This window comes from Paenibacillus sp. JSM ZJ436 (assembly GCF_044383795.1).
Lineage (GTDB): Bacteria > Bacillota > Bacilli > Paenibacillales > Paenibacillaceae > Paenibacillus_AQ > Paenibacillus_AQ algicola.
The window spans coordinates 26,441-51,922 of the sequence record NZ_JBISEO010000014.1; the positions used below are offsets into that span (position 1 = coordinate 26,441).

The window sequence follows — 25,482 nt, forward strand, 5'->3', positions numbered from 1 at the left end:
GAGAAGACAAGCATGCACAACAAGGCTGAGCGCCTCAAGAAAATGAAGCCCCTGCCGCTCGGCAGCCTGAGCGAGGAACAGCGTGCGAAGCTGCCGCCCGGACAAGCGCTGACGGAGAAATTTCCGATTCTGCATGAGGGTGAAGTGCCTGAGTATGAGATGTCACAGTGGAGCCTGAATGTGTTTGGCGAGGTGGAAGAGAAGCGGACCTTCAGCTATGAAGAGCTGCTGGCGCTGCCGACCGTTACGGTGAACTGCGATATTCACTGTGTGACCCGCTGGTCCAAGCTGGATACGGTATGGGAGGGCATCTTATTCCGGGATTTTCTCCAGCTGCTGAAGGTTAAGCCGGAGGCCAAGTATGTCATGTTCCATGCGGACCCTGATTATGATACGAACGTGCCGCTGGAGGATTTGCTGCGCGATGACGTGCTGCTTGCCTTTAAATTTAACGGAGAGCCGCTGACGAAGAAGCACGGCTGGCCGCTGCGCACTCTTGTGCCGCACCGCTACTTCTGGAAAAGTGCGAAATGGCTGCGCGGCATCGAATTTATGACAGAGGACCGTCCCGGCTTCTGGGAGAAGAATGGCTTCCATAACGAAGCGGACCCGTTCAAGGAAGAGCGGTTCAGCGGAGAAGCCCTGCCGATTCCAGAGGATGAGTGGACCCATAAGGAGTATGACTGAGATGCTGATGCCGATTTTACAGGTTCAATCCGAAGACATGCCGGAGTATGGCATTGTGTGCGGTGATCCGCAGCGAGCCGAGCGAATTGCCGGCTTCCTGCAGGACGTCCGCGAGCTTGCGTTCAGCCGTGAATACCGGACCTTTACGGGTACATATCAAGGAGTCAGGCTGGCCGTAACGAGCCACGGCGTCGGCTCACCGGGAGCGGCAGTATGCTTCGAGGAGCTGATCCGCTCCGGCGTGAACACACTGATCCGTGTTGGAACAGCCGGCTCCTATCATGCCGAGCTTCCGGCCGGCAGCCTGGTCGTCAGTACGGCGGCTATCCGCACGGACGGACTGACTCGCCAGCTGGTGCCGGAAGGCTTCCCGGCTGTCGCTGACAGTGCAGTGACCCAAGCGCTGGAGGAGAGTGCGCTGGCATTGAAGGGCGGCGCCGTCCGCAAAGGCATCACCGTCACGCTGGATGTGTTCTTCAACGGTGTCGAAGAGGTGCCGCATGCCAAGTACAAGGCGGCCGGTGCGCTGGGCGTGGAGATGGAGATTGCTGCGCTATACGTTATTGCGTCGCTGCGCGGAGCGCGGGCGGGCGCCATTGTCGCGATGGACGGCTATGCTGACAGCGACCTGGCGGCAGAATATGACCCGCATACCGACACGGTGGCACGGGCCGTGGAACGCGAAATACAGGCTGCACTGGATGCCGTGGCCAAGCTGGCCAAGACCGATGACTGAGGCAGCAGTCAGTTAGGCGGACCCCATGAGGCAATCATAGCTAACGAACGAGATGACGGTCTCCCTTTTTGGAGGGAGGCTGTTTTTTTATGGATGGAGAGAACCTCTTCATATTTTTGCCATTACAAATTAAGTGACGGGAACGTATTGACATCAAAAATCAGGTATTGTTAAATAAAAGAAGTGTTGGCACTCGAGAGCATGGAGTGCTAAAATTTGAACATTTTCGGTTTATGAAAGGAGACTCATCCATGGCTCAGAAAGAATTCAAGGCAGAATCCAAACGCTTGCTGGAAATGATGATTAACTCCATCTACACCCAGCGCGAGATTTTCCTTCGGGAACTGATCTCGAACGCCAGCGACGCGATCGACAAGATCTACTATAAAGCGCTGACTGATGATCAGCTCGTATTTAATAAAGAGGATTACTACGTTCAGGTCAAGGCAGACAAGGATCAACGTACGCTGACTATTATCGACACAGGCATCGGTATGACCCAAGAAGAGCTGGAGAACAATCTGGGTACGATTGCCAAGAGCGGCTCTCTCGCCTTCAAGAGCGAGAATGAAGCGAAGGATGGCCATAACATCATCGGCCAGTTCGGGGTGGGGTTCTACTCCGCATTCATGGTCGCGGACCATGTTACGGTAACCACGAAGGCATTGGGCTCGGCGGAAGCTTATCGCTGGGAATCCAGCGGTGCAGAAGGTTACACCGTGGAAGTTGCTGAGAAGGATACGGTCGGCACTGAGATCGTCTTGAAGATCAAGGAGAATACAGAAGAGGACAGCTATGATGAATTTCTTGAAGAGTACCGTCTGAAGGCGATCATCAAGAAGTATTCTGATTTTATCCGTTATCCGATCAAGATGGAAATTACCGGTCAGCGTCCGAAGGAGGATGCCGAGGGCGAGTTCGAGGAGTACCGCGAAGAGCAGGTTGTGAACAGCATGGTTCCGATCTGGCGCAAGAACAAGGACGAGCTGACGGATGAGGATTATGCCAATTTCTACGCCGAGAAGCGTTACGGCTTTGATAAGCCGCTCAAGCATATCCATGTTAAGGCAGACGGTGCGGTCGTATACAATGCAATCTTGTTTATTCCGGAGAATACACCGTTTGACTACTACACCAAGGAATATGAAAAAGGCCTGGAGCTCTACTCCAACGGCGTTCTCATCATGGACAAATGCGGAGATCTCCTTCCGGATTATTTCAGCTTCGTGAAGGGGATGGTAGATTCCGAAGACCTGTCCCTTAATATTTCTCGGGAAATGCTGCAGCATGACCGCCAGCTGACTCTGATCGCCAAGAACATCAAGAGCAAGGTGAAGAGTGCGCTGTTAAGCCTGCTGAAGGAAGAAAGAGAGAAGTATGAGAAATTCTATTCTGCATTTGGCAGACAGCTGAAATTTGGCGTATACAATGATTACGGCCAGCATAAGGACGTGCTGCAGGATCTGCTGCTGTTCCATTCCTCTAAAGAGAAGAAGCTGGTATCGCTGGATGAGTATGTATCCCGGATGCCGGAAGACCAGAAGTACATCTACTATGCAGCGGGTGAGTCCATCGACCGGATCGAGAAGCTCCCGCAAACGGAGCTCGTAGCGGACAAGGGCTATGAAATCCTCTATTTCACAGACGATGTGGATGAGTTCGCGATCAAGATGCTCATGAACTATAAGGAGAAGGAATTCAGATCCGTATCCAGCGGTGACCTGGGCATCGATTCCGAGGCGGAAGAGAAGGCGGAAGAGGCTGCCGAGAACGAGAACAAGGAGCTGTTCGAGGCCATGAGCGGCATCCTGAGCGGTAAAGTGAAGAGCGTGAAAGCTTCCAAACGCCTGAGATCCCATCCGGTTTGCCTGTCCACCGAAGGTGATCTGTCTATCGAGATGGAGAAGATTCTGAATCAAATGCCGAATAACCAAGGCATTCAGGCGGATAAGGTGCTGGAGATCAACATCAACCATGATGTGTTCCAATCCTTGAAGAACGCACAGCAGAACGACCAGGAGAAGCTGGCCCTGTACACGAACCTGCTGTACAACCAGGCGCTGCTGATCGAAGGCCTGCAGGTGTCTGATCCGGTTGAGTTCACGAATGATATTTGCAAAATGATGGTGTGATTTAGGTACAAATATTAGCAGGATAGATAGCCAATACACTTCTAAGAAAGTATACGATTCACTTTTAAGTGATCATCTTATACTTTTTTACGAAGTGTATTTTTTTGTGAGATTTTATATAGGTAGATTTAACTGTTTTCTGTCTAGGACATTTGAATTCAATGTTCTATCGTTCGACAAAAAGATTGTCTAATTGACACTTTGACCTATGAAACACGGCGTCATGGGTAATATAAATGGCTGTTCCTCAAAAGAAAAGCATATACGAAGACGACGGTAGATACCTTAGACTTCACGAATGAAGGGCTGCTGGTTGCGGGTACGTCAAGCCGTGAATATTCAGAACTATTCGTCTTCACAAATTTGCTGAAGGACGATGAGTAAGGTAGTTTTAATTCTCACATTATAGGGGGGGATTTCCATTAACAAACATAAACTTCTAATCTATCTATTTATTTTATGTTCACAGTTTCTAATAATCATAAATATTGCTATGGCGCAGAACTACTCAGCAAGCTTGACCAGCAATCCGGAAGGAATTTCAATCAGTAATGATATTGCAGATCTATTGATCACTGATGATCGGTGGTCCATAGAAAAATTTAAGACCTACTATCAATCCTCCACATTCCTGAACATTTTATTCATCGTTTTTACTCTAGTACTTGTCGTGAGATATTATCTGAAAAATAACAATAGCAGTTAGTGCTCAGCATCAGGGGAAGACAATGCGTAATTGAGGTGCTCTCTTTGCGGTTACAGGTACGGCCAATCCTGAATGCAGAGTTGTTCGTTTTCGTGTTAAATTGCCATCTTATTCTTGTTCATGAACTACCCTTGCCGATTACATGTATCTATACCACACCCGCCGTTAACACAGCCAGCGGTCCATCCTCCGCGATGATCGGCTGGAGGCTGTACACCGAGATGGGGAACATGGGTAAGCCGACGTAGTAGGGAGTGATCGCATACAGCGGATAAAAGAGCACCAGGGCTTTATCGGCCAGATAAAAATCCTGATCAGACTGCACGGTAACCGAATTGTCCAGCACGGGCAGATCCCGCTCTTTAATCTGGTGCTTCACCTCGGCGGCCAATACGGCTTCATAATTGGAGCCTGGCTTAAATAAATCACCCAGACGGTATAACTGCCCGGTTGCTGTGGAGAAGGTCAGGCCTTTGGCCACAGTATACCCATGAGCCATAGGCGTGGAATACGTATAATTACTGAGCATCAGGCTGAGGATGCCGCGTTCATTCGTCTTGATCTCAAAATGTACGGTCATCTCTGGATTGCTGCCGCTCTGAACGCTCTGCTGCTGCCGCTCCATTTCCTGCAGAGCCATTACAATGTTATGGTTGATCTTATGCTCGGCCTGCTGGCTGGCAAGCCCCCGGACTTGTGGGTACTGAATAAACGCATTCGGCGTTCTGTAGGTTAAGGTTTGAATCTGCACCGGCGGTTCATATAAGCTCATAGGTTTTAATCTCCTGTCAAACGTGATACATCAGCCTATGCAGCATTTCCCAAGGCTGATACAGCGCGAGCGGCTTTTTCCCGTCTCATATTCCCTTCAGCAGATCCAATTGCGGATTTTCGGACTTGTACTTTTAGGTTTTTATTTTGATATTGACGGCGGTGCGGAATGACGGTATATTTAACACCAAACAACATAACAAATATGTTATCAAGTGCGCGTTTGTTATTTTGTTATGTTATTATCCTATCATATGTAACCGGATGCAATAGAACCTGACGAACCTAAAGGAGCGCGTGATGAACTTGAACAAGATGCTTATTCAAGACTGGACATTTAGAGAAGTAGGGAGACAGGAATGGCTGCCTGCGAAGGTGCCGGGCTGTGTTCATACTGATTTACTGCATAATGGCCAGATTAGAGATCCTTTCTATGGTACAAATGAGCATGATTTGCAGTGGATTGACAAGAAGGACTGGGAGTATAAAACCGTCATTGAGGTCACAGAGGAGATGTACGCTGAGCAGCAGCTAGATCTGGTATTTGAAGGCTTGGACACGTATGCGAATGTATATTTGAACGAAACTCAGGTGCTCTCGGCCGATAACATGTTTCGATCCTGGAGAATCAAGGTGAAATCTCTCCTCAAGATGGGCAGCAACACACTGCGCATTGTATTTCGTTCTCCGATTCAAGAGGATCTGCCGAAGCTGGAAGCCTTGGACTACCCGTTACCGGCTACCAATGACCAGTCTGAGGTGGGCGGTCTTGGCGAGAAGAAGCTTAGCATTTTTGCACGAAAAGCGCCCTATCACTACGGCTGGGACTGGGGTCCGCGGTTTGTGACCTCCGGAATCTGGAGACCGGTCTCGCTGGAGGCCTGGTCTGGCGTTCGCATCAGCGACGTGTTCATCCGGCAGGATGAGGTATCGGCCCCGCTTGCCCGCCTTACAGCACAGGTAACCTTTGAGACGGATGCTTCGTTCAGTGGTGTCCTGACGGTAAAGACGGAGGACAGCCGCTGGTCAAAAGAGCTCCAGGTGAGTGCGGGGAAGCATACGGCAGAGCTCCCACTGGATATAGAGCAGCCGAAGCTATGGTGGTCCAGAGGGCTGGGCGAGCCTCATCTGTACACCTTTAAGGCGGAGCTGAAGGGAGTACAGACATCGGCAGAAGCTTCAGTACGCACTGGACTGCGCAGCGCCAAGCTGATTCGGAAGAAGGATCAGGAGGGCACATCCTTTTACATCGAGCTGAACGGAACGCCAGTGTTTGCCAAGGGGGCCAACCATATTCCCAATGACAGCTTCCAAACAGAGGTTACGACAGAGCGCTATCGTCATGAGATTGCCTCAGCCGCGGAGTCCAATATGAATATGCTTCGCGTCTGGGGCGGCGGCATTTATGAAGAGGCAGCCTTCTACGAGCTGTGCGACGAGTACGGCATTATGGTGTGGCAGGATTTCATGTTTGCATGCAGTATGTATCCGGGCGACCCAGCTTTCCTCGAAAGTGTGAAGCTTGAAGCAGAGGATAATGTCGTGCGGCTGCGCAATCACCCTTCGATCGTGCTATGGTGCGGCAATAATGAAATTGACACCGCTTGGTCGCATTATGATGAGCATGGTGGCTGGGGCTGGAAGAAGGATTACAGCGCAGCGCAGCGGGAGCAGATCTGGAAGGATTATGAGGCTATTTTTCACGAGGTGCTGCCGAAGGCCGTATCTTCTTATGCGCCGGGCATGGATTACTGGCCGTCTTCTCCGATGGTCTCACTCACCGGCGACATCAGTCAGCATGCGCATTCCAGCACCACGAGCGGAGACATTCACTACTGGGGGGTGTGGCATAACACGGAGCCGTTTAGCAATTATGAGGTGCATGTCGGCCGATTCATGAGCGAGTACGGATTTCAGTCCTTCCCGGAGCCGCGCACCGTCCGCACTTATGCTGAGGAAAGCGATATGGAGCTGGAGTCCAAGGTCATGCTGGCCCACCAGAAGAACGGCGCCGGCAACCGCTTGATCAAGAGCTATATGGATCAGTACATGAATGAGCCCAAGGATTTCGAAGCCTTCCTTCGTATGAGCCAGATGCTGCAGGCTGATGCGATGAAGACGGCCATTGAAGCACATCGCCGCCGGATGCCATACTGCATGGGTACACTATACTGGCAGATGAATGACTGCTGGCCTGTTGCCTCCTGGGCAGGCATGGATTACCTGGGACGCTGGAAGGCGCTGCAGTATACAGCCAAGCGCTGCTTCCGCGATCTGAGCCTCATTGTACATCATCAGGAGGGGGAGCAGAGGCTGGAAGTGTATGCGGTGTCTGATCTGCGCGAGGAAACGGCGGGTCACCTTGTGCTGTGTCTGATGGATCTTCAAGGTAACGTGCTGTGGCGTGATCAGCTGGACATTCTTGTGCAGGCGCAGCAGTCGAGCATTCTGTACGAGATTGATGCCGCTGAGCTCTTGTCCGGGCAAGAGGCCGGAAGGGTAGTGCTGCAGGCAGAGCTGAAGCAGCAGGACACGCTGCTTGACAGCAAGACATTTTATTTCGCCCATGATCGTGATCTTCAGCTGGAACAGTCTGAAATCAGTGTGACAGCAATTACCGAGAACGGGCAGCCAGCGTATCGCCTGGAGTGCCGTGCCCTTGCCCGCCATGTGTGGCTCACCACGGAGCAGGAGGGAATCTTCAGCGATAATGATTTTGATCTTGTTCCAGGCCAGCCGAAGGTGGTCACCTTCTCCCGTCGCAGTGAAGGAGCAGCTCCATTCGAGCCGGCATCGGCGAGAGATATTCAGGTACTGTCGATGGTGGACTGCATTCAGACGGTAAGTCCGGTTCGTTAAAACAGACTATGGAAACAAAAAACCTCCCCCGGGATGATCTCATCTCGGGGGAGGTTTTTAATTACAGCAGCTTACTTCGAATTCTGATAGTTCGCAAGGAATTCCTTCACTTTCGCCGGATCGGCTTTCAGCTCATTGCCCGTGTTCACGAGCGGGCTGAGTGTGGAGTAGGCTTTTTCCTTGTTGTTCTTGTAGTAGGCAAGGAACTCGTCCTGATTGATGGAATGCAGAACCGCTTTGCGCAGATCCTCGCTCTTCGCTACATCACGGTTCGCCGTGTTGAAGAGCAGGTAGGCTACGGCATTGCTTTGAACCGTCTGCAGCTCCAGCTTGCTGTCGCTACGGACAACATCATACTTCGTTTCAGGAACGGAGTAGAACAGATGAATCTCTCCGCTGCGCAATGCCGCCAGTGTGCTGTCTGCATCCTGAATGAAGCGTACCTTCACCTGATTGATGTTCGGCTCATGGTCGGTACCTGTCATGTAACCAGGGTTTTTGTAGAACACAGCTTCATAGTCATTCTTGTACGACAGAATGTAAGGACCGCTGGCATACAGGGTGTTATTATACTGATCGCCTTCGGTTACCGTGTTCTGATCGCCGTAAGGGATGTCCTTGTTCACATCAAATTTAGCAACATCATAGGTGTTGATGCTTTCAACCTGCTTCTTGGATACAATCCCTGCAGATTGGTGAGCCAGGTAATTCAGGACTTGCGGGAACGGCTCGGTGGTCGTCAGCTTGATGACCTGATATTTGCCGTCCTTGGTGCTGGCTTGATTCTTGTCTGTCACGAGAGAAGCGATTGGGGTATCCAAGCCGTTCTCCAGTGCCTGGCGAACTGTTTCGTCACTGCCGGCTACATTTACGGCATCCAGGGAAGCAAGATCCTCCACAACCTCTACATCCTGAATATGCTCATGCAGGGTATAGGTGCGGTGATCTGGCACCGAATCCTTGTTCTTGGCACGGTTCATGGAGAAGACAACATCATCGGCACCGACACGCTCTCCCGAATCTACAGCCAGCTTGTCTTCTACCTTCGCGAAGTTGATGTCATCCCGCAGAATGAAGTAGTAATCGCTGTTACCTTCAGCAATGCTGTGGTTGTAAGACAGCGAGCCTTCGGACGTAATCTTGTCGTCATCGGTCAGGTTAATCAGGCGTACGTTCATGTTCGTGTTAATAATATTGATCGAGCCATCATTGCCCTTGATCGGATCCAGGGAAGTCAGCGTAGGGATCGTCTGGGACAAAATGAGAGGCTCCTGGTCGCGCTTGGACGTATCATTAAAGTCAATATCTTCCCAAGGCAGGGAGCGGGATTTCGACAGGCGTACCGACTCCGGATTCAGAACATCCTTGTTCAGTGCCTGGCTTTTCAATGAAATGTACAGCGGTGCAATATAGGCCTTGCTCTCAACGAGCACCTGCTCCAGCTGCTTGTACGTTTCTACTGCATCTTCCGGGCTTTGAGTGGATGCCTGGTTGATCAGCTGATCCACTTCTTCATCAGACATAATGCTGTAGTCGCCGCCAGTGGTGAACAGGGAGCGCACTGCATAGTCCGGGTTCCCGGTTACGGTCGTCCAGCTGGACATAGACACATCATAATTACCGGCGTCCTGCTGGCTCTTGAAGCTGCCGTAGTCCGGCTGAATGTTCAGCTTCACGTTAAAGCCGTTCTTGGTAAGCTGGTCGCGGATGATATTGAGGTCCGCTTCATTGGCGCTCATCCCCAGCACTTCGATGGTCGGTGCTGTGGTATTGGCAGGCTGCTCGGCATTGTTATCTGGAGCAGGCGTAGATTGACCCTCGTCTTTCGTCTGAACGGTGCAGCCGCTCAGGATCAGCACAAAGGTGAGCAGAAGAAGCAGGATGTTTCTTTTCTTCATGGTGAGTTCCTCCTGGATTTATATAAATTGTTGTTGCCGCTAGTTAGTCCAGCTTCGGGTCCAGCGCATCGCGCAGTCCGTCGCCGAGGAAGTTAAAGGAGAGCACAAGAGCGATGATAGCCAGGCCGGGATAGATGGCCAGGTACGAGTTCGTCTCCAGATACGTGCTTCCGATCTTCAGAATATTGCCCCATTCCGGAATGTGGGGCTCTACACCCAGTCCGAGGTAGCTCAGACTGCTTGTAGCAATGACCGCTCCACCAATGGTTAAAGTGGATTTGACGATCATGGGGGCCAGTGAATTCGGGACAATGTGCTTGAAGATGATCGATAGATGGCTGGAGCCAAAGGCCCGCGCCGCATCCACATATTCATAGGTGGAAACCATCAGCACGTTCGCTCTCATCGTCCGGGCATAGGTCGGAATCGCTCCGACACTCAGCGCGATAATCAAGTTGAACGTATTTGCCCCGAACGCAGCAATGATCGCAATGGCGAGCAGGATGCCTGGGATAGCATACAAAATATCAAGCGCCCGCATGATGATATTGTCAGTATGACGGCCATAGTAGCCGGAAATGGCACCCAGGATGCCTCCAATAATAACAGGAATCAGTGTCGACATAAATCCCACAATGAGCGAGATCCGTGCGCCAAAGACGATTCGGGAGTACAGGCAGCGGCCGAAGTCATCCGTTCCTAGTGGATAGGACAGCGACGGCGACTGCAGAATGGCACTGTAATTATTGTCTACAGCAAAGCTATATTCAAAGGTCAGCAGGCTGCTGACAGAAATCGTGAACAGAAAAATAATGAAGAACATGCCGAGCATTGCCGTGTGGTTGCTCGTAATTTTGATCCAGACATCGGCCCAGCGGGTAGCCCCGGGATTCGCACTACGGCGGATTTTGGATAGCAGGCTAAGCCCCAGCACAACGGCGAACAGATTACCGGTAGCTGCGGTTAGCAGCAACGGCAGTGCCAGCCATTTCAATCCGGCAGGAAGCACATGCTGATGGGCATACTTGGCGACGAGGAGCAGCGCCGTCAGATGAAACACGGTAACGGCAATCAGTATGCCCATACCGGGCAAGAACCCATTCGATACGTACGGCTTGAACATATTTAGAGCCGATAGCGCGATGACGAAGATCTGAGTCAGAAGCATATATACCGAAATCGTATATTCCGGACTCTTCTGCTTCTTGATCAGATTGAAGGAAGCCACCGTCAGAAACACATTGCCTGTCAGCAGGCTAAGCAGGCCGGCGTATCCCCATCTTCTTGTTGCCGGCCTGATCTCTCCATGCCGTGTGAGATCTCGCCGGATTTGGTAGGTTAGTGCTCCCTGTCCCAAGGTGAACAGGGTATATAGGATGAATAATACCAGGATCACAGGGCGAACCTCCAGGCTGCCCCATGCAAAGCTGTTCAGCAGCAATACAAGGGCTAAAGCCAGGGAGACGACCCAAGTGAAGTTCGCCTGGGAATACTCGGGTGAGGATTTCAGGCGGAACCGGTCCTGCTGCGATTGTTGTAAGTTCTTCTTGATCATGGGTACACCTGCTTTAATAAGGTTGCAGTGCTGAAAGGCTGCAATGAGCCGGCTCAGTACTGCTTCATCCGGGAACGGATCCGCGGATCCAGGAACGCATACATCATATCAATCATCACATTTACAATCGAAATCGTGATGGCTGTGTATACGACACCGCCCATAACGGCCGGGATGTCGGGAATAAACTGCTTGTCTACAATATAGCCGCCGATCCCGCTAATATTAAATACTTTCTCCGTGACAGCGGCGCCTCCGAGCATCGCTCCGAATTGAAGACCGATGACAGTAACAATCGGAATGAGCGCGTTGCGCACTGCATGCCTGCGCAGGACCTGTCGGCTGCTGATGCCTTTCGCCTTGGCGGTCAGGATATAGTCCTCATGAATGACCTCCAGGGTTGAGGAGCGTGTCATTCGGGCAACGGAGGCTGTAAGCGCGGTGCCCAGCACAATGACCGGCATGATCATAGAGAGCCAGTTCCCAGGGCTGTAGGTTGCCGGCAGCCATTTCAGATTAATGGAGAAGCCCAGAATGAAGATCAAGCCCTGCCAGAAGTTCGGAATCGACAATCCCAGAAGGGCGATGAACATAAAGGAGTAATCCCAGAACGAATTCTTCCGGGTCGCCGATATGATTCCAATTGGAATGGCAATGATCATCGCGATGAGCAGGGAAATCACGGTCAGCGTCAGCGTAATCGGAAATTTCCTTGCAATACTGTCGGTCACTTGTTCATTTCCGGAGAAGGATTTCCCCAGGTCGAAGGTGAATATTCCCTTTAGTGTGTTCCACAGCTGCGCCCAATATGACTGATCCAGACCGTGGAGGCGGTTGAAGGCCTCGATCTGTTCCTGAGTCGCGGTCACACCTAAGATGTTGGCGGCCGGATTCATCGGCGACATATAGAGAATGCTGAACACCAGCACCGACACTCCAAGGATGACGAACCACGTCATAACAAGCCGCTCTGAGATAAACTTCAGAAAGGGATAGCTGTACAGAATGATCATCAGATACATGAGCAAGCCTGGAATCCATGAAATTGCAAAAAAAGCCGGCCTGCGGATCAAGGATTCAAACGTGTCCGCAAAAGTTAACCGGCTTTGCCCGTTAAGCTGCATTTCCTTGATCGCCTCGTCATGTAGCTGTTCCTGGAACTTCTGTTCCGCGAGCCGCTCGGTCTCGCGTTTCAGCTTCTCCGAAGAGAGCTGCTGTTGAAAAAATTCAGCCTTACGCCGCAACTGATCCTGGATCTCCTCCTGCAGCTTCAGATGATAGCCGGAGGATAACCACTCGTTCCGCAGTCTGTTAACCACGGCGGTATAAGCGTCATGATTTCTCTGAATCATATAAACGAAGAAGACAACCAGATGAACCGGAGCTCCTAACAAGAGAAAGAGGTATTTATATGAAGGATTCAGAAGGATTTTACGATACGTGCTGGTGATGTGGTTGATGGTCCGGCTGAAGCCGGCAGCTTCCTTCACATCCATAAGATGACTAGCCCTCCTTCATAAATTGCATTATTCCGAGTGATATAGTATATTTTATTTTAGCGTTTTTCAAAAGTCAATAGAGATCAAACGTTTCTTTCTTTATCATAGTTTATATATATTTTAAGGCAGGAGAAGGAGATATGGAACCCCTACTAGATGTAAAAAACTTAAACGTATCCTTTCAGAACCGCGATCGGGAATTTCATGCGGTACGCGGAGTCAGCTTCCAGCTGAACAAGGGAGAGACGCTGGGCATTGTCGGTGAATCCGGCAGCGGCAAAAGCGTCACTGCCCGCTCCATTATGCGGCTGCTTCCGTCGCCGCCTTCTTTTATGAAGGAAGGCGAGATCAAGTTTCAAGGACAGAGCCTGAACGAGAAGACCGAGCGTGAGATGGAGAGCATACGGGGACGGGATATGGGCATGATTTTTCAGGATCCGATGACGTCCTTGAACCCTACGCTTCGAATCGGAGAGCAGATTGCGGAGAGCCTGATCAAGCATCAGAAGCTGTCGGGCAAAGAAGCGAAGCAGCAAGCGCTAGATATGCTGAAGCTGGTTGGTATTCCGAACAGTGAGGCGCGGTACAGCCAGTATCCGCATGAATTTTCCGGCGGGATGCGGCAGCGGGTTATGATCGCCATTGCACTCGCCTGCCGGCCGGCGCTGCTGATTGCGGATGAGCCTACGACGGCACTCGATGTAACGATTCAGGCCCAGATTTTGAATGTCATGAAGGATATGCAGAACCGCTTTGGCACTTCGATCATTCTCATTACCCATGATCTCGGCGTTGTAGCGGGTATGTGCGACCGGGTCGCGGTCATGAAGGATGGCGTTATTGTAGAAACGGGAACGACGGAGGAGATCTTTGATAATCCGCAGCATCCGTACACCCTCAAGCTGCTGAACGCTCTGCCGAGGCTTCATGAGAAGAAGAAGCCGAAGCCGGTATCATCGATCTTGACGGCAGAGGAGCTGAAGCGTCCGCTGTTGCAGGTTCAAGGATTGAAGCAGCACTTCAGCATGGGTAAGGGACAGGTGCTGAAGGCCGTTAACAATATTAGCTTCCATATTAATGCCGGCGAAACGTTAGGCCTTGTCGGAGAGTCCGGCAGCGGCAAGTCCACAACAGGGCGCGCAATTCTGCGGCTTCATCAGCCGACAGGAGGCGATGTGCTGTATCAGGGGATGGCGGTGAACCGGCTTTCGTCCGGTGAAATGAAGACCATGCGTCAGCATATGCAGATGATCTTTCAGGATCCATATGCTTCGCTCAACCCGAGATTCAAGATCGTGGATATTATTGGCGAGGCGCTGGATGTGCACAAGCTGTCCGGAAGCCGGCAGCAGCGCCGCAAGCGTGTTGAGGAGCTGCTCGATATGGTCGGGCTGAACCCGGCCTTTGCAGACCGGTATCCGCATGAGTTCTCCGGGGGACAGCGTCAGCGGATCGGGATTGCCCGGGCCCTCGCGGTAGAACCGAAATTCATAGTGTGTGATGAGCCTTTGTCCGCGCTCGATGTCTCGATACAGTCGCAGATCGTCAAGCTGCTGGAGGAGCTTCAGCAGCGCCTGGGCCTCACTTATTTATTCATTGCCCACGATTTGTCGATGGTCAAGCACATCAGCGATCGGGTAGCTGTTATGTATCAGGGCAAGATCGTGGAGCTGGCCGAAAGCGAGGAGCTATACGCCAATCCGCAGCATGAGTATACGAAATCACTGCTGTCTGCCATTCCGATTCCCGACCCCAAGATCGAAGCTGCGAAGAAGCGGGTGCTGCTGGAAGAACGGACGGGAGAAGATAAATACAATCTGGAGCATTCCGAGTTAGTGGAGGTGACTCCAGGACACTGGGTAGCCGTTCCGGCCGGACACGTCTCCTGACGTGCAATTAGCCCTCATCGCCATTTCTGCAGCAAATGCTGCATCACAATGGCGGAATAAGCCCTCGCGCTGAGCGTGAGGGCTTTTTTTGCAGCAGTAAATGCTCATGGAAATGAAATAATTCCTTCTAAATTCCTGTCGGCAAGCAGGAAGATGGGCTGCGTGTGGCAAATTAATAGATAAACGTCAAAAACGGTCGAGGAATGTCTATCTTTGGTCTAATGAGGGGGAAGAACACAGTGCAGCTGCAACACGATGATATTATTCTTTTTCAAGGTGACAGCATTACAGATGCAGGCAGAAACCGCAGTGAGTCCAGTAGCTTGGGGACAGGCTATCCACTGCTTATCTCGGCGCTGACAGGTCTGAAGCATCCGGAGCTGAACCTGCAGTTCCTGAATCGGGGCATTAGCGGGGACCGCGTCGTGAACCTGCAGGAGAGATGGCAGGGAGATTGCCTGGATCTGAAGCCGACCTGGGTGTCGGTATATATCGGGATTAATGATTGCTGGCGCCGATTCAGCAGGCAGGATGAAACGCCGGCGGCGGCTTTCAAAGCGGGCTACAGGGAGCTGCTGGAGCGGACGCAGGAATCACTGGGAGCCAAGCTGATTTTGATGGAGCCGTTTGTGCTGCCTGTGCCGGAGGATCGCCGCGCTTGGCGCGAAGATCTGGATCCCAAGATCCATGCTGTGCGGGAGCTGGCCGCCGAATTCCAAGCACTGCTCGTTCCGCTGGACGGCCTGTTCAACGCGGCAGCTGCACGCCGGGAGCCGGCATATTGGGCGCCGGACGGCGTTCATCCATCACCGGCTGGCCACGGGCTGATCGCGAAGGCATGGATGGAGACCATGGGCATTCTCTAGAGGTCAATGACTTGTTGGATGTGTTTTGTTGAGATTATGCTGGAATGCGTTAAAGTGACGCAAAAAAAAGTATTGACTCCCCCTTCTAAATCCGATAGGATTACTTGTAATAAAAAGAGATCAGTCATATTGAGGGGGAGAACCAGCATGAATATTAAGAAACCATGGGTGAAGCTGTCCGGCTTGCTATTGTCGGCAGTGATTCTCACAACGGGCTGCGGACAAGATTCCGCCGGCGAAAGCAGAGGCTCCAGAGCAGACATTGAGAATCTGCCAGCAGCCATTGCAGAGAAAGATGATATGAAGCTTATGATCATCCGCAAGATCGGCGGAGATGATCACACAGCACAGTTTTTGGCGGGTGCGAAGCAGGAAGGTGAAGCACTTGGCTTTAAGGTAGATACCTTTACAGCGAATAATGATGCAGCTAAATTCCATGATGCGGTTGCTCAAGCGGCTGGTAACGGCTATGATGGTATCGTATTGTCTCATGGTGACGACCCTGCTACCGTGGAGGATGTCAAGGCTCTTGCTGCTAAAGGGATTCCGGTTGTAGCGTTTGACTCGGTACCGGAGCTTGCAGAAATCGAGGGTGTAACTGTGACTTCCCAGGATGATGAGACGCTGGCCAAGCTGTCGCTGGATCGCCTGGTAGAAGAGCAGGGCCCTGACGCTAATATCGTCTATCTGTGGGTAGATGGATTCCCGCCAATGGTTCGCCGGAATGCGGTATATCAAGAAACCCTGAAGAACAATCCGGGCATCAAAGAGATTGAACGCTTTGGCGTAGCGAGCAGCGACACATCTATAGAAACACAGAATGCTGTAGCGGCTATGCTGACGAAGCATCCGAAAGGCGAGATTGACGCAATCTTCGCGACATGGGACGCCTTCGCGATTGGCGCTGCAAGAGCGATCAATGAAGCCGGACGCAATGAGATCAAGATCTACGGGATCGACGTATCTAACGCGGATCTTGAGATTATGCAGAAGCCGGACAGCTCATGGACAGCTACGGCTGCGGTGGATCCCAAGACCATCGGCGCGGTGAATGTACGTTTGCTGGCGAAGAAGCTGGCCGGTGAAGAGACGCCTTCCACGTACAGCCTTCCAGCCACACTGATTGACCAGGCGAGCCTGGCGAAGTCTGAGGAGCCTGTGAATATGAGCAGTCTTGCGAATTTGATTCCTGGCTGGGGAACCAGCACGGATTTTGAAGAGGACTGGATGAAAGCCTTGAAAGAAGTTTACGGTAATTAATATGCCGCCCGGCGCTCTTATCCAATAGGATAGGAGCGCCCATTTTAATGAGGGGAGAAGGTGAATCATCATGTCAGGCACCCGTCTGTCTGCCGAACCGCAAAGGAAGGATACGGCAGCCCCGTTGCTGGAGATGAAGGGCATCTCGATTTCGTTTCCGGGAGTAAAGGCGTTATCAGATGTGAATTTTGAACTGCAGGCCGGAAGAGCCCATGCGCTGATCGGCGCGAATGGAGCCGGCAAATCCACCCTGATGAAGATTCTTGCAGGTGCGTACAGCCACTATGAGGGTGAGATTGTGGTGGAGGGCAGCAAGGCTGTCATTGCTTCACCGCGAGATGCTAAGGATCTCGGCATTCAGGTTGTGTATCAGGAGGTCGATACGGCTCTGATCCCGAATCTGACTGTTGCCGAGAACATTATGCTGGAGTCCATGGTACATAGCATGAAGGGAAGCCATGTCATCCGCTGGCAGGCACTGCACGAGCAGGCGCAGGCCGCACTTGCGCGGATGAATGTCTATATCTCCACACGAAAGCTCGTACAGGAATTGACGCTGGCGGAGAAGCAAATGGTGCTGATTGCCCGTTCGGTGATCAAGCAGTGCCGCATTCTGGTGCTGGACGAGCCGACAGCACCGCTGAGCCGCAGCGAAACAGATCAGCTCTTCAAGCTGGTGCGCAAGCTGAAGGGAGAAGGCGTCAGTGTCATCTTCATCTCCCATCGTCTCCCGGAGTTGTATGAAATCTGTGACGATATTACGATTCTCCGAGACGGTCAGCGGGTAACCTCTGATGTCATCCACAACCTGACCCAGGAGGAGATCGTCGAGCATATGCTGAATGCCCGGATGGAGCAGCAGTTTCCGCTTCGCAAGAAGGTGAAGGGGGAGGCTGCCTTGACCGTCAGTCATTTGTCCGACCGCGAAGGCAAGGTCAGTGATATAAGCTTCACGATGCACCAGGGAGAAATTATCGGCCTGGCCGGACTCGTTGGTGCTGGGAAGACCGAGCTGTGCCGGGCCTTGTTCGGGGCTGCCAAGCATTCCGGCGAGGTGGTGCTGAATGGCCGCAGGCTGCGGATTTCAACCCCGCACGATGCAGTGCGCCAGGGGTTGGCGCTGGTGCCGGAGGAACGGCGGCGCGAAGGCATTTTTGTCGAGGAATCGGTATCCGTGAATCTGACGGCAGCGATGCTGTCGAGGTTCTGCCGATGGGGCTCCTGGATCAGCTTCAAGAAGGAGGCGCAGTCCTCCGAGATGATTATCGACAGCCTGGGGATCAAGACCCCGGGCGGCCATACGAAGACGGGGAGCTTGTCCGGCGGCAATCAGCAGAAGGTAGCCATCGGCAAGTGGCTGCTGGTAGATGCCGATGTTTACATGTTCGATGAGCCGACCAAGGGAGTGGATGTCGGCGCGAAGCGGGACATTTTTGAGCTGGTGGCGGAGCTGGCGGCACGCGGCAAATGCGTGCTGTACGCTTCCAGTGAGCTGTCCGAAATCATGGGCATTTCCGACCGGGTTTACGTCATGTATGACGGCCGGATTGTCAAGGAGCTGGAAACATCGAACAGCAGCGAGGAAGAGCTGCTTCTGTATTGCACTGGAGGGGGATTAACGACATGAATACATCAGCGGGTGCCCGGAACAAGCCGGCACAGAGCGCATTTGATTTTTTGTACAAATATGGAACCTTGATCACGGTCGTCGTGCTGATTGCGGTATTCGGCCTTTTGAACGAGAACTTCCTCAGCTCGGGAAACGTCATTAACATTCTGCGCTCAATCTCCATTGTGACCATTATTGCCGTGGGATTGACGGTATCTCTCGCGGTTGGGGGCTTTGATCTCTCCGTCGGCTCTACAGCCTCCCTGGCCAATGCGCTGGTCATTTCCTTCTTCGTCTGGCATGGGCAAAATATAGGCGTCGGCATCGTGCTGACACTGATCTTCTGTCTGGTGGTCGGCGTGATTAATGCATTTCTCGTCATTAATTTCAAAATTCAGGATATGCTGATGACGCTGGCCACGATGTTCGTGTTTCAGGGCGTCGCCTTAACCTATACACGGGGTGCTACCGTATCGCAGAACATGATTATGCCAAGCGGTGAGTACGCTGAGGGCCGAATTCCCGGATTATTCGAAAAAATCGGCCAAGTGCCATGGATCATCGTTATCATGCTGCTCGTCGTGGTCATCGTGCACCTGTTCCTGACCTACACCAAGCACGGCCGCTACATGTACATGATCGGCGGCAATCGTGAGGCTGCCGAGCTGTCCGGCATCGCGGTCAGCCGGTACCGGCTGACGGCGTACCTGCTTTCGGCACTATTTGCTGCCATAGGCGGAATCATCCTGGGTGCCCGCGTTATGAACGCGGAGGTCAATGCAGGCGGTCCGTATTTAATGGATGCTGTAGCGGCCGCCTTTATCGGCTATTCCGTGCTTGGGTCCGGCAAACCGAATGCGCTGGGAACCTTTGTCGGCGCTGTGCTGATCGGGATTCTGCAGAACGGCCTCATTATGATGTCGGTTCCTTACTACGCTATGGATATCGTGAAGGGCTCCGTGCTGGCGCTGGCGCTTGCGGTGACGTATTACAAGAAGAAGCATTAAAGAGATCAGGCCGTCTTTTCCAGAGACGGTCTTTTTGCCGTCTTTTTACACATCTCTGCGGTAAGAGATTTAGCTGCCGGTCATTGACGGCTGGGAGCGGTATTCATTATGCTAGGAGAAGCTGACATGAATGCACAGCATTTTGTTGAAAGGGGATCACCGTGAGAAAGACGACCTTTGTACAGCCGGACCCTCAGAGCTGGCTGCAGACCTTCCATTTTGCATTTCCTATCAGAATCCGTTACTGTGAGACCGACATGCTCGGACATGTGAATAACGTGAGCTATTTCATGTACTTCGAACAAGGGCGGATTGAATATTTTGAGCATTTGGGACTGACGGAGGAGCTGTTTAGCCAAAAGGCGGTTTCTGTGGTTGCAGACCTGGAGTGTCAGTATCTGGCACAGCTCTATCTGAAGGATCCGCTGATGCTGCATGTGAAGGTAGCGGAGATTGGCCGCTCCTCCATGGATGTGCAGTATGCGGTGGTGGTTGAGGATCAGCTGAAGGCGGCCGGACGTGGAACCATCGTGCTGATCGACACCGAAAGCGGTAAGAGCAAGCCGGTTTCGGAGCATGCCCGGAAGATCATTGAACACTTTGAAGGACGAGCCCCGGCTTAAAGAGACCTCCCGGAAATTGATCATGGAAAGGATGCGTTGTGATTGTTACAAGTGCGATTCGGAATTATTGGAACCAACTGGATTACAGAACGTTTTATTCAGGCCGCGATGGAGAATGACCGGTTTACCTTGACTGCCGTGTACTCCCGGACAGCGGAGAAGGGATCAGAGTTCGCTTCGAAATATGATCCTCGTCCGGCGGTATATACAGACATCTCGGAAATGGCTGCGAGCCCCGATGTGGATGCGGTGTATATCGCGAGTCCCAATTCGTTTCACGCAGAGCAGGCCATTCTGTGCATGAAGGCAGGCAAGCATGTGCTGTGTGAGAAGCCGCTGGCTTCTAATACTGCCGAGGTTCAGGCGATGGTGGATGCTGCCCAGAACAGCAACGTGTTGCTCATGGAGGGCATGAAGTCCACACAGATGCCGAATTTCAAAGCGGTTCGCGATCATTTGTACAAGCTGGGGCGCATTCGGCGTTATGTGGCTTCATATGGCCAATATTCTTCACGCTATGATGCTTTCCTTGCAGGCACGGTGCTCAATGCGTTCAACCCGCAGTTCTCCAACGGCTCGCTGATGGATTTGGGCGTGTACTGCATCTACCCGGCGGCTGTGCTCTTCGGCAGACCGGAGTCCATCAAGGCGGAAGGGATTCTGCTCTCCTCCGGTGTGGACGGTGAGGGAAGCCTGGTGCTGCGCTATCCGGAGATGGATGCCGTGATCATGCATTCCAAGATCAGCGACTCCTATCTGCCGGCCGAAATCCAAGGCGAGAACGGGACGATGGTCATCGACAAAATCAATCAGCCGTACAACGTCAAGATTCATTACCGCGACGGCACGATTGAAGAGATCACACAAACCCAGACGCATGAGTCCATGTACTATGAGCTGGATGAATTTATCGACGTGCTGGAAGCCGGCAAGCGGGAGAGTGAGATCAACTCGCATGAGGCCTCCATCATTACCGCGGAAATCGCGGAGGAAGCCAGGCGCCAGATCGGTCTGGTGTATCCTGCCGATCAGCAGGCCGCAGACAAGTAAATTATGAAGTAAAGCCGCTGATGGCGCTTACCTGCGTCAAGCGGCTTTTTTGTGTGTAAAAAATGGACGATAATGACAATCTATTCTCTATGCACTCAAATTTTGTATGGATATATGACAAATGTCATCCCTTGTTCTTGACGTTTATGACTGTGGAGCATGACAGGTCTTCACTATAATGTAAAGTAGAAAAGTATGCTGTGGAACCTTGGATCCCGGCTGCGCTATATTTTGAGGAGGAATTCATCATGGCTCAGGCTAATTCACTGTCCCATCTAAAGAAAAATGTCGCTCCCTACGAAAATATTGATACGAAGGCCAGCATTCGGCAGCTCATCAATACACTGCTTCCATTGGTCGTCTTATGGTATTTGGCCTATCTAAGCCTGTCGGTATCGTACTGGCTGACACTGCCGATTGCTATGGTAGCGGCCGGCTTCGTGGTTCGTACCTTTATCATTTTTCATGACTGCTGCCACCAATCCTTCTTCAAAAGCCGCCGGGCCAATGAAATACTAGGCACGATTACCGGTGTCATCACGCTCTGTCCTTACCAGCAATGGAAAACAACACATTCCATCCACCATGCAACGAGCAGCAATCTCGATAAGAGAGGCATCGGTGACATTTGGGTGCTGACCGTAAGTGAATATGAGCAGGCCTCGTTCTGGACGAAGCTTCGTTACCGTATTTACCGGAATCCGCTGGTTATGTTTATCTTGGGACCGATCTTTATCTTCGTGATTGACTACCGCTTTAACCGCAAGGAAGCGAAGCGCAAGGAACGGATCAGCACGTACATTACGAATCTTTCTCTGGTTGGATTGTATGCACTGCTGTGCTGGGCAATCGGCTGGGAAGCGTTCCTGCTGGTGCAGGGTCCGGTCTTCCTGTTCTCCGGGATGATGGGCATCTGGCTGTTCTACGTTCAGCACCAGTTTGAAGATACGTACTATGAGCATGATGAGGAATGGAGCTATGTGAACGCAGCGGTGGAAGGAAGCTCTTACTACAAGCTGCCGAAGGTGCTGCAATGGATTACCGGTAATATCGGCTTCCACCATGTGCATCATCTGAGCCCGAGAGTGCCGAATTACAATCTGGAGAAGGCGCATAATGCCACACCTCCCCTGCAAAAAGCAACGACCATCACGATGCGCACCAGCTTCAAAGCGCTCAGCTTCCGTCTATGGGATGAGGAAGCAAAGCTGTTCATCAGCTTCAAGGAGCTGCGGCAGCGCCGGCGGCAGAAGCAGCTGGATTCCGAGCGTGCGGTTACGAAGCTGAAGACAGGCACGAATTAAGACGGTAAACCTTGAATATCATTCATAACAAACGGTGGAATATGTTACTATATAAGATGATCAAGATGCGAAAAGGTGGGCGCCCAATGCAAAAGTGGTACCAGATTTTCCAGAAAAACACGGGGCTAAATCCTTACGTGTGGGTCGTCTTTTATATTCTGCCGTTTTATTTTATTTTCCGTTCGACCTCGACCTATCAGATTGTCATCGGCATTGTCATGATTCTGGTGTTCTTCTGCTGCTACGTGCTGTCGTTTCAGGCCAAGGGCTGGTTAATTTATTTCTGGACGAGCGTGCAGATTTTAATTTCGATTACGATGTCTTTGCTCTTTGGTTATGTGTATTTCTCTCTATTCCTGGCCTTTTTCATCGGGAATATCCGAAACCGGGTCGGCTTCTTCACGCTGTACACCATCCATCTCATTGCTACGATTCTGACGGTCAACTACGGCTTTGTCTCCAAAAACCCGTTCTTTATCACGCAGCTGCCATTCGTGCTGGTCAGTGTCGTAGCTGTGGTGCTGCTGCCGATTACGACGTTTAACCGCAACAACAATGACCGCCTGCAGGTTCAGCTGGAGGATGCTAACAAGAAAATTTCCGAGCTCGTCAAGCTGGAGGAGCGTCAGCGGATTGCAAGAGACCTTCATGATACGCTGGGACAGAAGCTGTCCTTGATTGGATTGAAGAGTGATCTCGCCGGCAAGCTGGTCATGAAGGATCCCGGCAGGGCTCAAGAGGAGATTCAGGATGTGCGCCAGACCGCGAGACTGGCCTTGAAGGAGGTCCGGGAGCTGGTCACCCAGATGAGGGGGACACGGCTGGTGGATGAGATGTTCCGGATTCGGCAGATTCTCAAGGCGGCGCAGATTGAGCTTCATCTGGATGGAGATGCGGAAGACATCAATCTGTCATTGATGAACGAAAATGTACTGAGTATGTGCCTGAAGGAAGCAGTGACGAATATTGTCAAGCATAGCACTGCCCGGGAATGCTGGATCAGCGTCAAGCCGAATGCAACCGAGCTGGTTGTGTCCGTGAGGGACAACGGTGTCGGGTTCTCAGGCGAGAGAGCTTACACCCGGGGAAATGGCCTGCGCGGCATGTGGGAGCGGCTGGAGTTCGTAAATGGAAGTATGGACATCAAGTCGGACCATGGGACCCTGCTTACACTGAGGGTGCCTCAGGTGTTGAAACAGCCCGGGAAGGAGGCAGGGATATGATTACGGTCGTCATTGCAGAAGATCAGAGGATGCTGCTGGGAGCACTGGCTTCGCTTCTGGATCTGGAGGAGGATATGCAGGTAGTGGGAACGGCTGGTAACGGAGAGGATGCGGTCAAGCTGGTGCATCTTCATCAGCCGGACATCTGTATTATGGACATTGAAATGCCTCTGAAGAGCGGACTGGAAGCCGCCGAGGAGCTGCGGGGGCAAGGCTGCAAGATTATGATTCTGACAACCTTCGCGAGACCGGGGTATTTCGAGCGTGCCCTGAAGGCAGGAGCCCATGGCTATCTGCTGAAAGACAGTCCCAGTGAAGAGCTGGCTACGTCGATCCGAAGCATTATGCAGGGTCGCCGGATCTATGCGCCGGAGCTGGTGGATGAAGCGTACGGGGAAGAGAATCCGCTGACCCCGCGGGAGAAGGAAGTGCTGGGGCTGATCGCTGACGGCAAGAACACGAAGGAGATCGCCAGCGAGCTGTTTCTGACGACCGGCACAGTCCGTAATTATATCTCGGTCATTCTGGATAAGCTGGGTGTCAGCAACCGAATTGAAGCCATTACACGCTTTAAGGAAAAAGGCTGGTTCAAGTGAAGCCTCCCCTGAAGAAGTGAGCGGCATCCTATATAAGAGCAGGTCTGCAGGATAAACCGGGCGGACGCTGCTCTTTTTAATGTGGGTTGAGAAAGGGAGCTACATGCTCCTGGAGAGCACAAGCGCACCGTATGCAAAAGCAGCCAGGATGACGAGGGCCGGATGGAGCTTGCGAATGTTCATCGCCCAGAAGGCTGCAGCAGCAATGCCAAGGCTCTGCAGCAGGCCGATGGAGGCCGCAGAGCTTTGGGCCATCTGCCAGGTCAGCACGGCCATCATGATGGCGATCACTGGCTGAACGAGCAGGGTCATGCCCTTGACGACCGGTGAGGTCCGGTGCTTCTGCAGCACCTTCAAGAGGAAGATGAGCGCTGCCGCAGATGGAACCACGGTGGCCGTAAGTGCACCGGCAAAGCCAACCCAGCCGGTCACCCCATATCCCACGTAGGCCGCGATCTTGGTGGCAATCGGACCAGGCAGTGAATTGCCAAGCGCGAGCATATTGGAGAACTCGTAATCACTCAGCCAGCCCCGCTGCGCCACAATATACTCATACATAAGCGGGATGGATGCCGGGCCGCCGCCATAGCCGAGGACGTTGGACACCAGAAAGCTTATAAATACCTGAAGCCATTCCAAGGCTATTCCTCCTTCCGTGCTGCTCGCTGCCGCTTCCAGCGGGCGAGGAGCTTGTAGTGCATAGCCCCGTAAGCCAGAAACAGCATAATGACGACGGCGGGGTGAAGCTGGATCTGCTGCAGCAGCAGAAAGGCAATGATAAAAGAGAGACTGCCGGCAGCAAGGCCAAGTCCCTTGACGGCCTTTTCCCCGAATTCATAGGCCATGGTGCCGAGCATAACGGCGATGACCGGGGTCACGCCCGCAATCATGCCGGCAATGATGCTGGAGCTGCTGAGCACCTGGACGGCCGAGAACAGGGCAATCATGGCGAAGCAGGTCGGCAAAATATGTGACAGCACAGCGATGATTGCACCCGGGGTCTTTTTTTGCTGGTAGCCAAGGTAGGCGGCCATCTTAGTAGCGATGGGTCCCGGAAGAGCGTTCGCGAGTGCCAAGGTTTCTCCGAACTCATCGAGGCTCAGCCATCCGTAACGGATGACAGCCTCATGGCGGATCAGCGGAATGACCGAGGGCCCACCGCCGTAGCCCAGAATCCCGGTTCGAAGCATGGCCAGACTTAGCTGCATATAT

At 52.2% G+C, this 25,482-nt stretch carries 20 protein-coding genes; 14 read left to right on the top strand and 6 right to left on the bottom strand.

All coding sequences use genetic code 11. The annotated features are described in order from the left end of the window. Window positions 1-12 precede the first annotated feature (12 nt). The 3 genes from ACH6EH_RS15960 (at window position 13) to htpG (ending at window position 3,555) form a co-directional block, all read left to right on the top strand. Window positions 13-687 (top strand): sulfite oxidase-like oxidoreductase, encoded by a 675-nt coding sequence (locus ACH6EH_RS15960; RefSeq protein WP_397333050.1) that lies wholly within the window; start codon window positions 13-15, stop codon window positions 685-687. A 1-nt stretch (window position 688) separates the two neighbouring features. Then, window positions 689-1,423, top strand: a complete 735-nt coding sequence (locus ACH6EH_RS15965) for a nucleoside phosphorylase (RefSeq protein WP_397333051.1) — start codon at window positions 689-691, stop codon at window positions 1,421-1,423. Between the two features lie 251 nt (window positions 1,424-1,674). After that, window positions 1,675-3,555, top strand: coding sequence for a molecular chaperone HtpG (gene htpG / locus ACH6EH_RS15970; protein ID WP_397333052.1), 1,881 nt, complete (start codon window positions 1,675-1,677; stop codon window positions 3,553-3,555). 854 nt (window positions 3,556-4,409) lie between these two features. On the opposite strand, the gene ACH6EH_RS15975 is transcribed toward htpG, so the two are convergent. Beyond that, window positions 4,410-5,033 carry a DUF3298 and DUF4163 domain-containing protein gene (locus ACH6EH_RS15975; protein WP_397333053.1) on the bottom strand — a complete coding sequence of 208 codons (624 nt, stop codon included), beginning with the start codon at window positions 5,031-5,033 and terminating at the stop codon, window positions 4,410-4,412. A gap of 299 nt (window positions 5,034-5,332) precedes the next feature. On the opposite strand from ACH6EH_RS15975, the gene ACH6EH_RS15980 reads away from it, so the two are divergent. After that, the gene (locus tag ACH6EH_RS15980; RefSeq protein ID WP_397333054.1) at window positions 5,333-7,891 is read left to right on the top strand and encodes a beta-mannosidase; all 2,559 of its coding nucleotides are present in this window, start codon (window positions 5,333-5,335) and stop codon (window positions 7,889-7,891) included. 71 nt (window positions 7,892-7,962) lie between these two features. Here the strand turns inward: ACH6EH_RS15980 and ACH6EH_RS15985 are convergent, their stop codons facing one another. Genes ACH6EH_RS15985 through ACH6EH_RS15995 form a run of 3 tightly spaced genes read right to left on the bottom strand, consistent with a single transcriptional unit; the run spans window position 7,963 to window position 12,840 of the window. After that, window positions 7,963-9,789, bottom strand: a complete 1,827-nt coding sequence (locus ACH6EH_RS15985) for an ABC transporter substrate-binding protein (protein ID WP_397333055.1) — start codon at window positions 9,787-9,789, stop codon at window positions 7,963-7,965. 43 nt (window positions 9,790-9,832) lie between these two features. After that, window positions 9,833-11,344 (bottom strand): ABC transporter permease, encoded by a 1,512-nt coding sequence (locus tag ACH6EH_RS15990; RefSeq protein WP_397333056.1) that lies wholly within the window; start codon window positions 11,342-11,344, stop codon window positions 9,833-9,835. A 53-nt stretch (window positions 11,345-11,397) separates the two neighbouring features. Continuing rightward, on the bottom strand, window positions 11,398-12,840 hold the full coding sequence (locus ACH6EH_RS15995; RefSeq protein WP_397333057.1) for an ABC transporter permease: 1,443 nt from the start codon (window positions 12,838-12,840) through the stop codon (window positions 11,398-11,400). 143 nt (window positions 12,841-12,983) lie between these two features. Between ACH6EH_RS15995 and ACH6EH_RS16000 the strand changes: the two genes are divergently transcribed. The 10 genes from ACH6EH_RS16000 (at window position 12,984) to ACH6EH_RS16045 (ending at window position 24,270) form a co-directional block, all read left to right on the top strand. Continuing rightward, the gene (locus tag ACH6EH_RS16000; RefSeq protein WP_397333058.1) at window positions 12,984-14,732 is read left to right on the top strand and encodes an ABC transporter ATP-binding protein; all 1,749 of its coding nucleotides are present in this window, start codon (window positions 12,984-12,986) and stop codon (window positions 14,730-14,732) included. 239 nt (window positions 14,733-14,971) lie between these two features. Continuing rightward, entirely contained in the window at window positions 14,972-15,598 is a 627-nt protein-coding gene (locus ACH6EH_RS16005; RefSeq protein WP_397333059.1) for an SGNH/GDSL hydrolase family protein, read from the top strand. A 147-nt stretch (window positions 15,599-15,745) separates the two neighbouring features. Beyond that, window positions 15,746-16,858 carry a sugar ABC transporter substrate-binding protein gene (locus ACH6EH_RS16010; protein ID WP_397333060.1) on the top strand — a complete coding sequence of 371 codons (1,113 nt, stop codon included), beginning with the start codon at window positions 15,746-15,748 and terminating at the stop codon, window positions 16,856-16,858. 70 nt (window positions 16,859-16,928) lie between these two features. Continuing rightward, window positions 16,929-18,485, top strand: coding sequence for a sugar ABC transporter ATP-binding protein (locus tag ACH6EH_RS16015; RefSeq protein WP_397333061.1), 1,557 nt, complete (start codon window positions 16,929-16,931; stop codon window positions 18,483-18,485). Continuing rightward, window positions 18,482-19,474 carry an ABC transporter permease gene (locus tag ACH6EH_RS16020; protein ID WP_138224847.1) on the top strand — a complete coding sequence of 331 codons (993 nt, stop codon included), beginning with the start codon at window positions 18,482-18,484 and terminating at the stop codon, window positions 19,472-19,474. The genes ACH6EH_RS16015 and ACH6EH_RS16020 overlap by 4 nt, the downstream gene beginning before the upstream one ends. Before the next feature lie 161 nt (window positions 19,475-19,635). Then, entirely contained in the window at window positions 19,636-20,097 is a 462-nt protein-coding gene (locus ACH6EH_RS16025) for an acyl-CoA thioesterase (protein WP_138224848.1), read from the top strand. Between the two features lie 51 nt (window positions 20,098-20,148). Beyond that, on the top strand, window positions 20,149-21,147 hold the full coding sequence (locus ACH6EH_RS16030) for a Gfo/Idh/MocA family protein (RefSeq protein WP_397333085.1): 999 nt from the start codon (window positions 20,149-20,151) through the stop codon (window positions 21,145-21,147). A gap of 248 nt (window positions 21,148-21,395) precedes the next feature. Further along, on the top strand, window positions 21,396-22,451 hold the full coding sequence (desA, locus tag ACH6EH_RS16035) for a Delta(5) desaturase DesA (RefSeq protein ID WP_397333062.1): 1,056 nt from the start codon (window positions 21,396-21,398) through the stop codon (window positions 22,449-22,451). A gap of 86 nt (window positions 22,452-22,537) precedes the next feature. Continuing rightward, on the top strand, window positions 22,538-23,674 hold the full coding sequence (locus ACH6EH_RS16040) for a sensor histidine kinase (protein ID WP_397333063.1): 1,137 nt from the start codon (window positions 22,538-22,540) through the stop codon (window positions 23,672-23,674). Then, window positions 23,671-24,270 (top strand): response regulator, encoded by a 600-nt coding sequence (locus tag ACH6EH_RS16045; protein WP_397333064.1) that lies wholly within the window; start codon window positions 23,671-23,673, stop codon window positions 24,268-24,270. The genes ACH6EH_RS16040 and ACH6EH_RS16045 overlap by 4 nt, the downstream gene beginning before the upstream one ends. A gap of 99 nt (window positions 24,271-24,369) precedes the next feature. Here the strand turns inward: ACH6EH_RS16045 and chrA are convergent, their stop codons facing one another. Next, entirely contained in the window at window positions 24,370-24,915 is a 546-nt protein-coding gene (gene chrA / locus ACH6EH_RS16050; protein ID WP_397333086.1) for a chromate efflux transporter ChrA, read from the bottom strand. After that, entirely contained in the window at window positions 24,912-25,478 is a 567-nt protein-coding gene (gene chrB / locus ACH6EH_RS16055) for a chromate efflux transporter ChrB (RefSeq protein WP_397333087.1), read from the bottom strand. The genes chrA and chrB overlap by 4 nt, the downstream gene beginning before the upstream one ends. Between the last annotated feature and the right edge of the window lie 4 nt (window positions 25,479-25,482).

Excerpts from the sequence above, each read along its gene's own strand:
- ACH6EH_RS15980 (WP_397333054.1), top strand. The coding sequence starts at position 5,333 with ATGAACTTGAACAAGATGCTTATTCAAGACTGGACATTTAGAGAAGTA.
- ACH6EH_RS16040 (WP_397333063.1), top strand. The coding sequence starts at position 22,538 with ATGCAAAAGTGGTACCAGATTTTCCAGAAAAACACGGGGCTAAATCCT.
- ACH6EH_RS15960 (WP_397333050.1), top strand. The coding sequence starts at position 13 with ATGCACAACAAGGCTGAGCGCCTCAAGAAAATGAAGCCCCTGCCGCTC.
- ACH6EH_RS16045 (WP_397333064.1), top strand. The coding sequence starts at position 23,671 with ATGATTACGGTCGTCATTGCAGAAGATCAGAGGATGCTGCTGGGAGCA.
- desA (WP_397333062.1), top strand. The coding sequence starts at position 21,396 with ATGGCTCAGGCTAATTCACTGTCCCATCTAAAGAAAAATGTCGCTCCC.
- ACH6EH_RS15990 (WP_397333056.1), bottom strand. The coding sequence starts at position 11,344 with ATGATCAAGAAGAACTTACAACAATCGCAGCAGGACCGGTTCCGCCTG.
- htpG (WP_397333052.1), top strand. The coding sequence starts at position 1,675 with ATGGCTCAGAAAGAATTCAAGGCAGAATCCAAACGCTTGCTGGAAATG.
- ACH6EH_RS16020 (WP_138224847.1), top strand. The coding sequence starts at position 18,482 with ATGAATACATCAGCGGGTGCCCGGAACAAGCCGGCACAGAGCGCATTT.
- chrB (WP_397333087.1), bottom strand. The coding sequence starts at position 25,478 with ATGCAGCTAAGTCTGGCCATGCTTCGAACCGGGATTCTGGGCTACGGC.
- ACH6EH_RS16010 (WP_397333060.1), top strand. The coding sequence starts at position 15,746 with ATGAATATTAAGAAACCATGGGTGAAGCTGTCCGGCTTGCTATTGTCG.
- ACH6EH_RS16000 (WP_397333058.1), top strand. The coding sequence starts at position 12,984 with ATGGAACCCCTACTAGATGTAAAAAACTTAAACGTATCCTTTCAGAAC.
- ACH6EH_RS16015 (WP_397333061.1), top strand. The coding sequence starts at position 16,929 with ATGTCAGGCACCCGTCTGTCTGCCGAACCGCAAAGGAAGGATACGGCA.
- ACH6EH_RS15985 (WP_397333055.1), bottom strand. The coding sequence starts at position 9,789 with ATGAAGAAAAGAAACATCCTGCTTCTTCTGCTCACCTTTGTGCTGATC.
- ACH6EH_RS15965 (WP_397333051.1), top strand. The coding sequence starts at position 689 with ATGCTGATGCCGATTTTACAGGTTCAATCCGAAGACATGCCGGAGTAT.
- ACH6EH_RS15995 (WP_397333057.1), bottom strand. The coding sequence starts at position 12,840 with ATGGATGTGAAGGAAGCTGCCGGCTTCAGCCGGACCATCAACCACATC.
- ACH6EH_RS15975 (WP_397333053.1), bottom strand. The coding sequence starts at position 5,033 with ATGAGCTTATATGAACCGCCGGTGCAGATTCAAACCTTAACCTACAGA.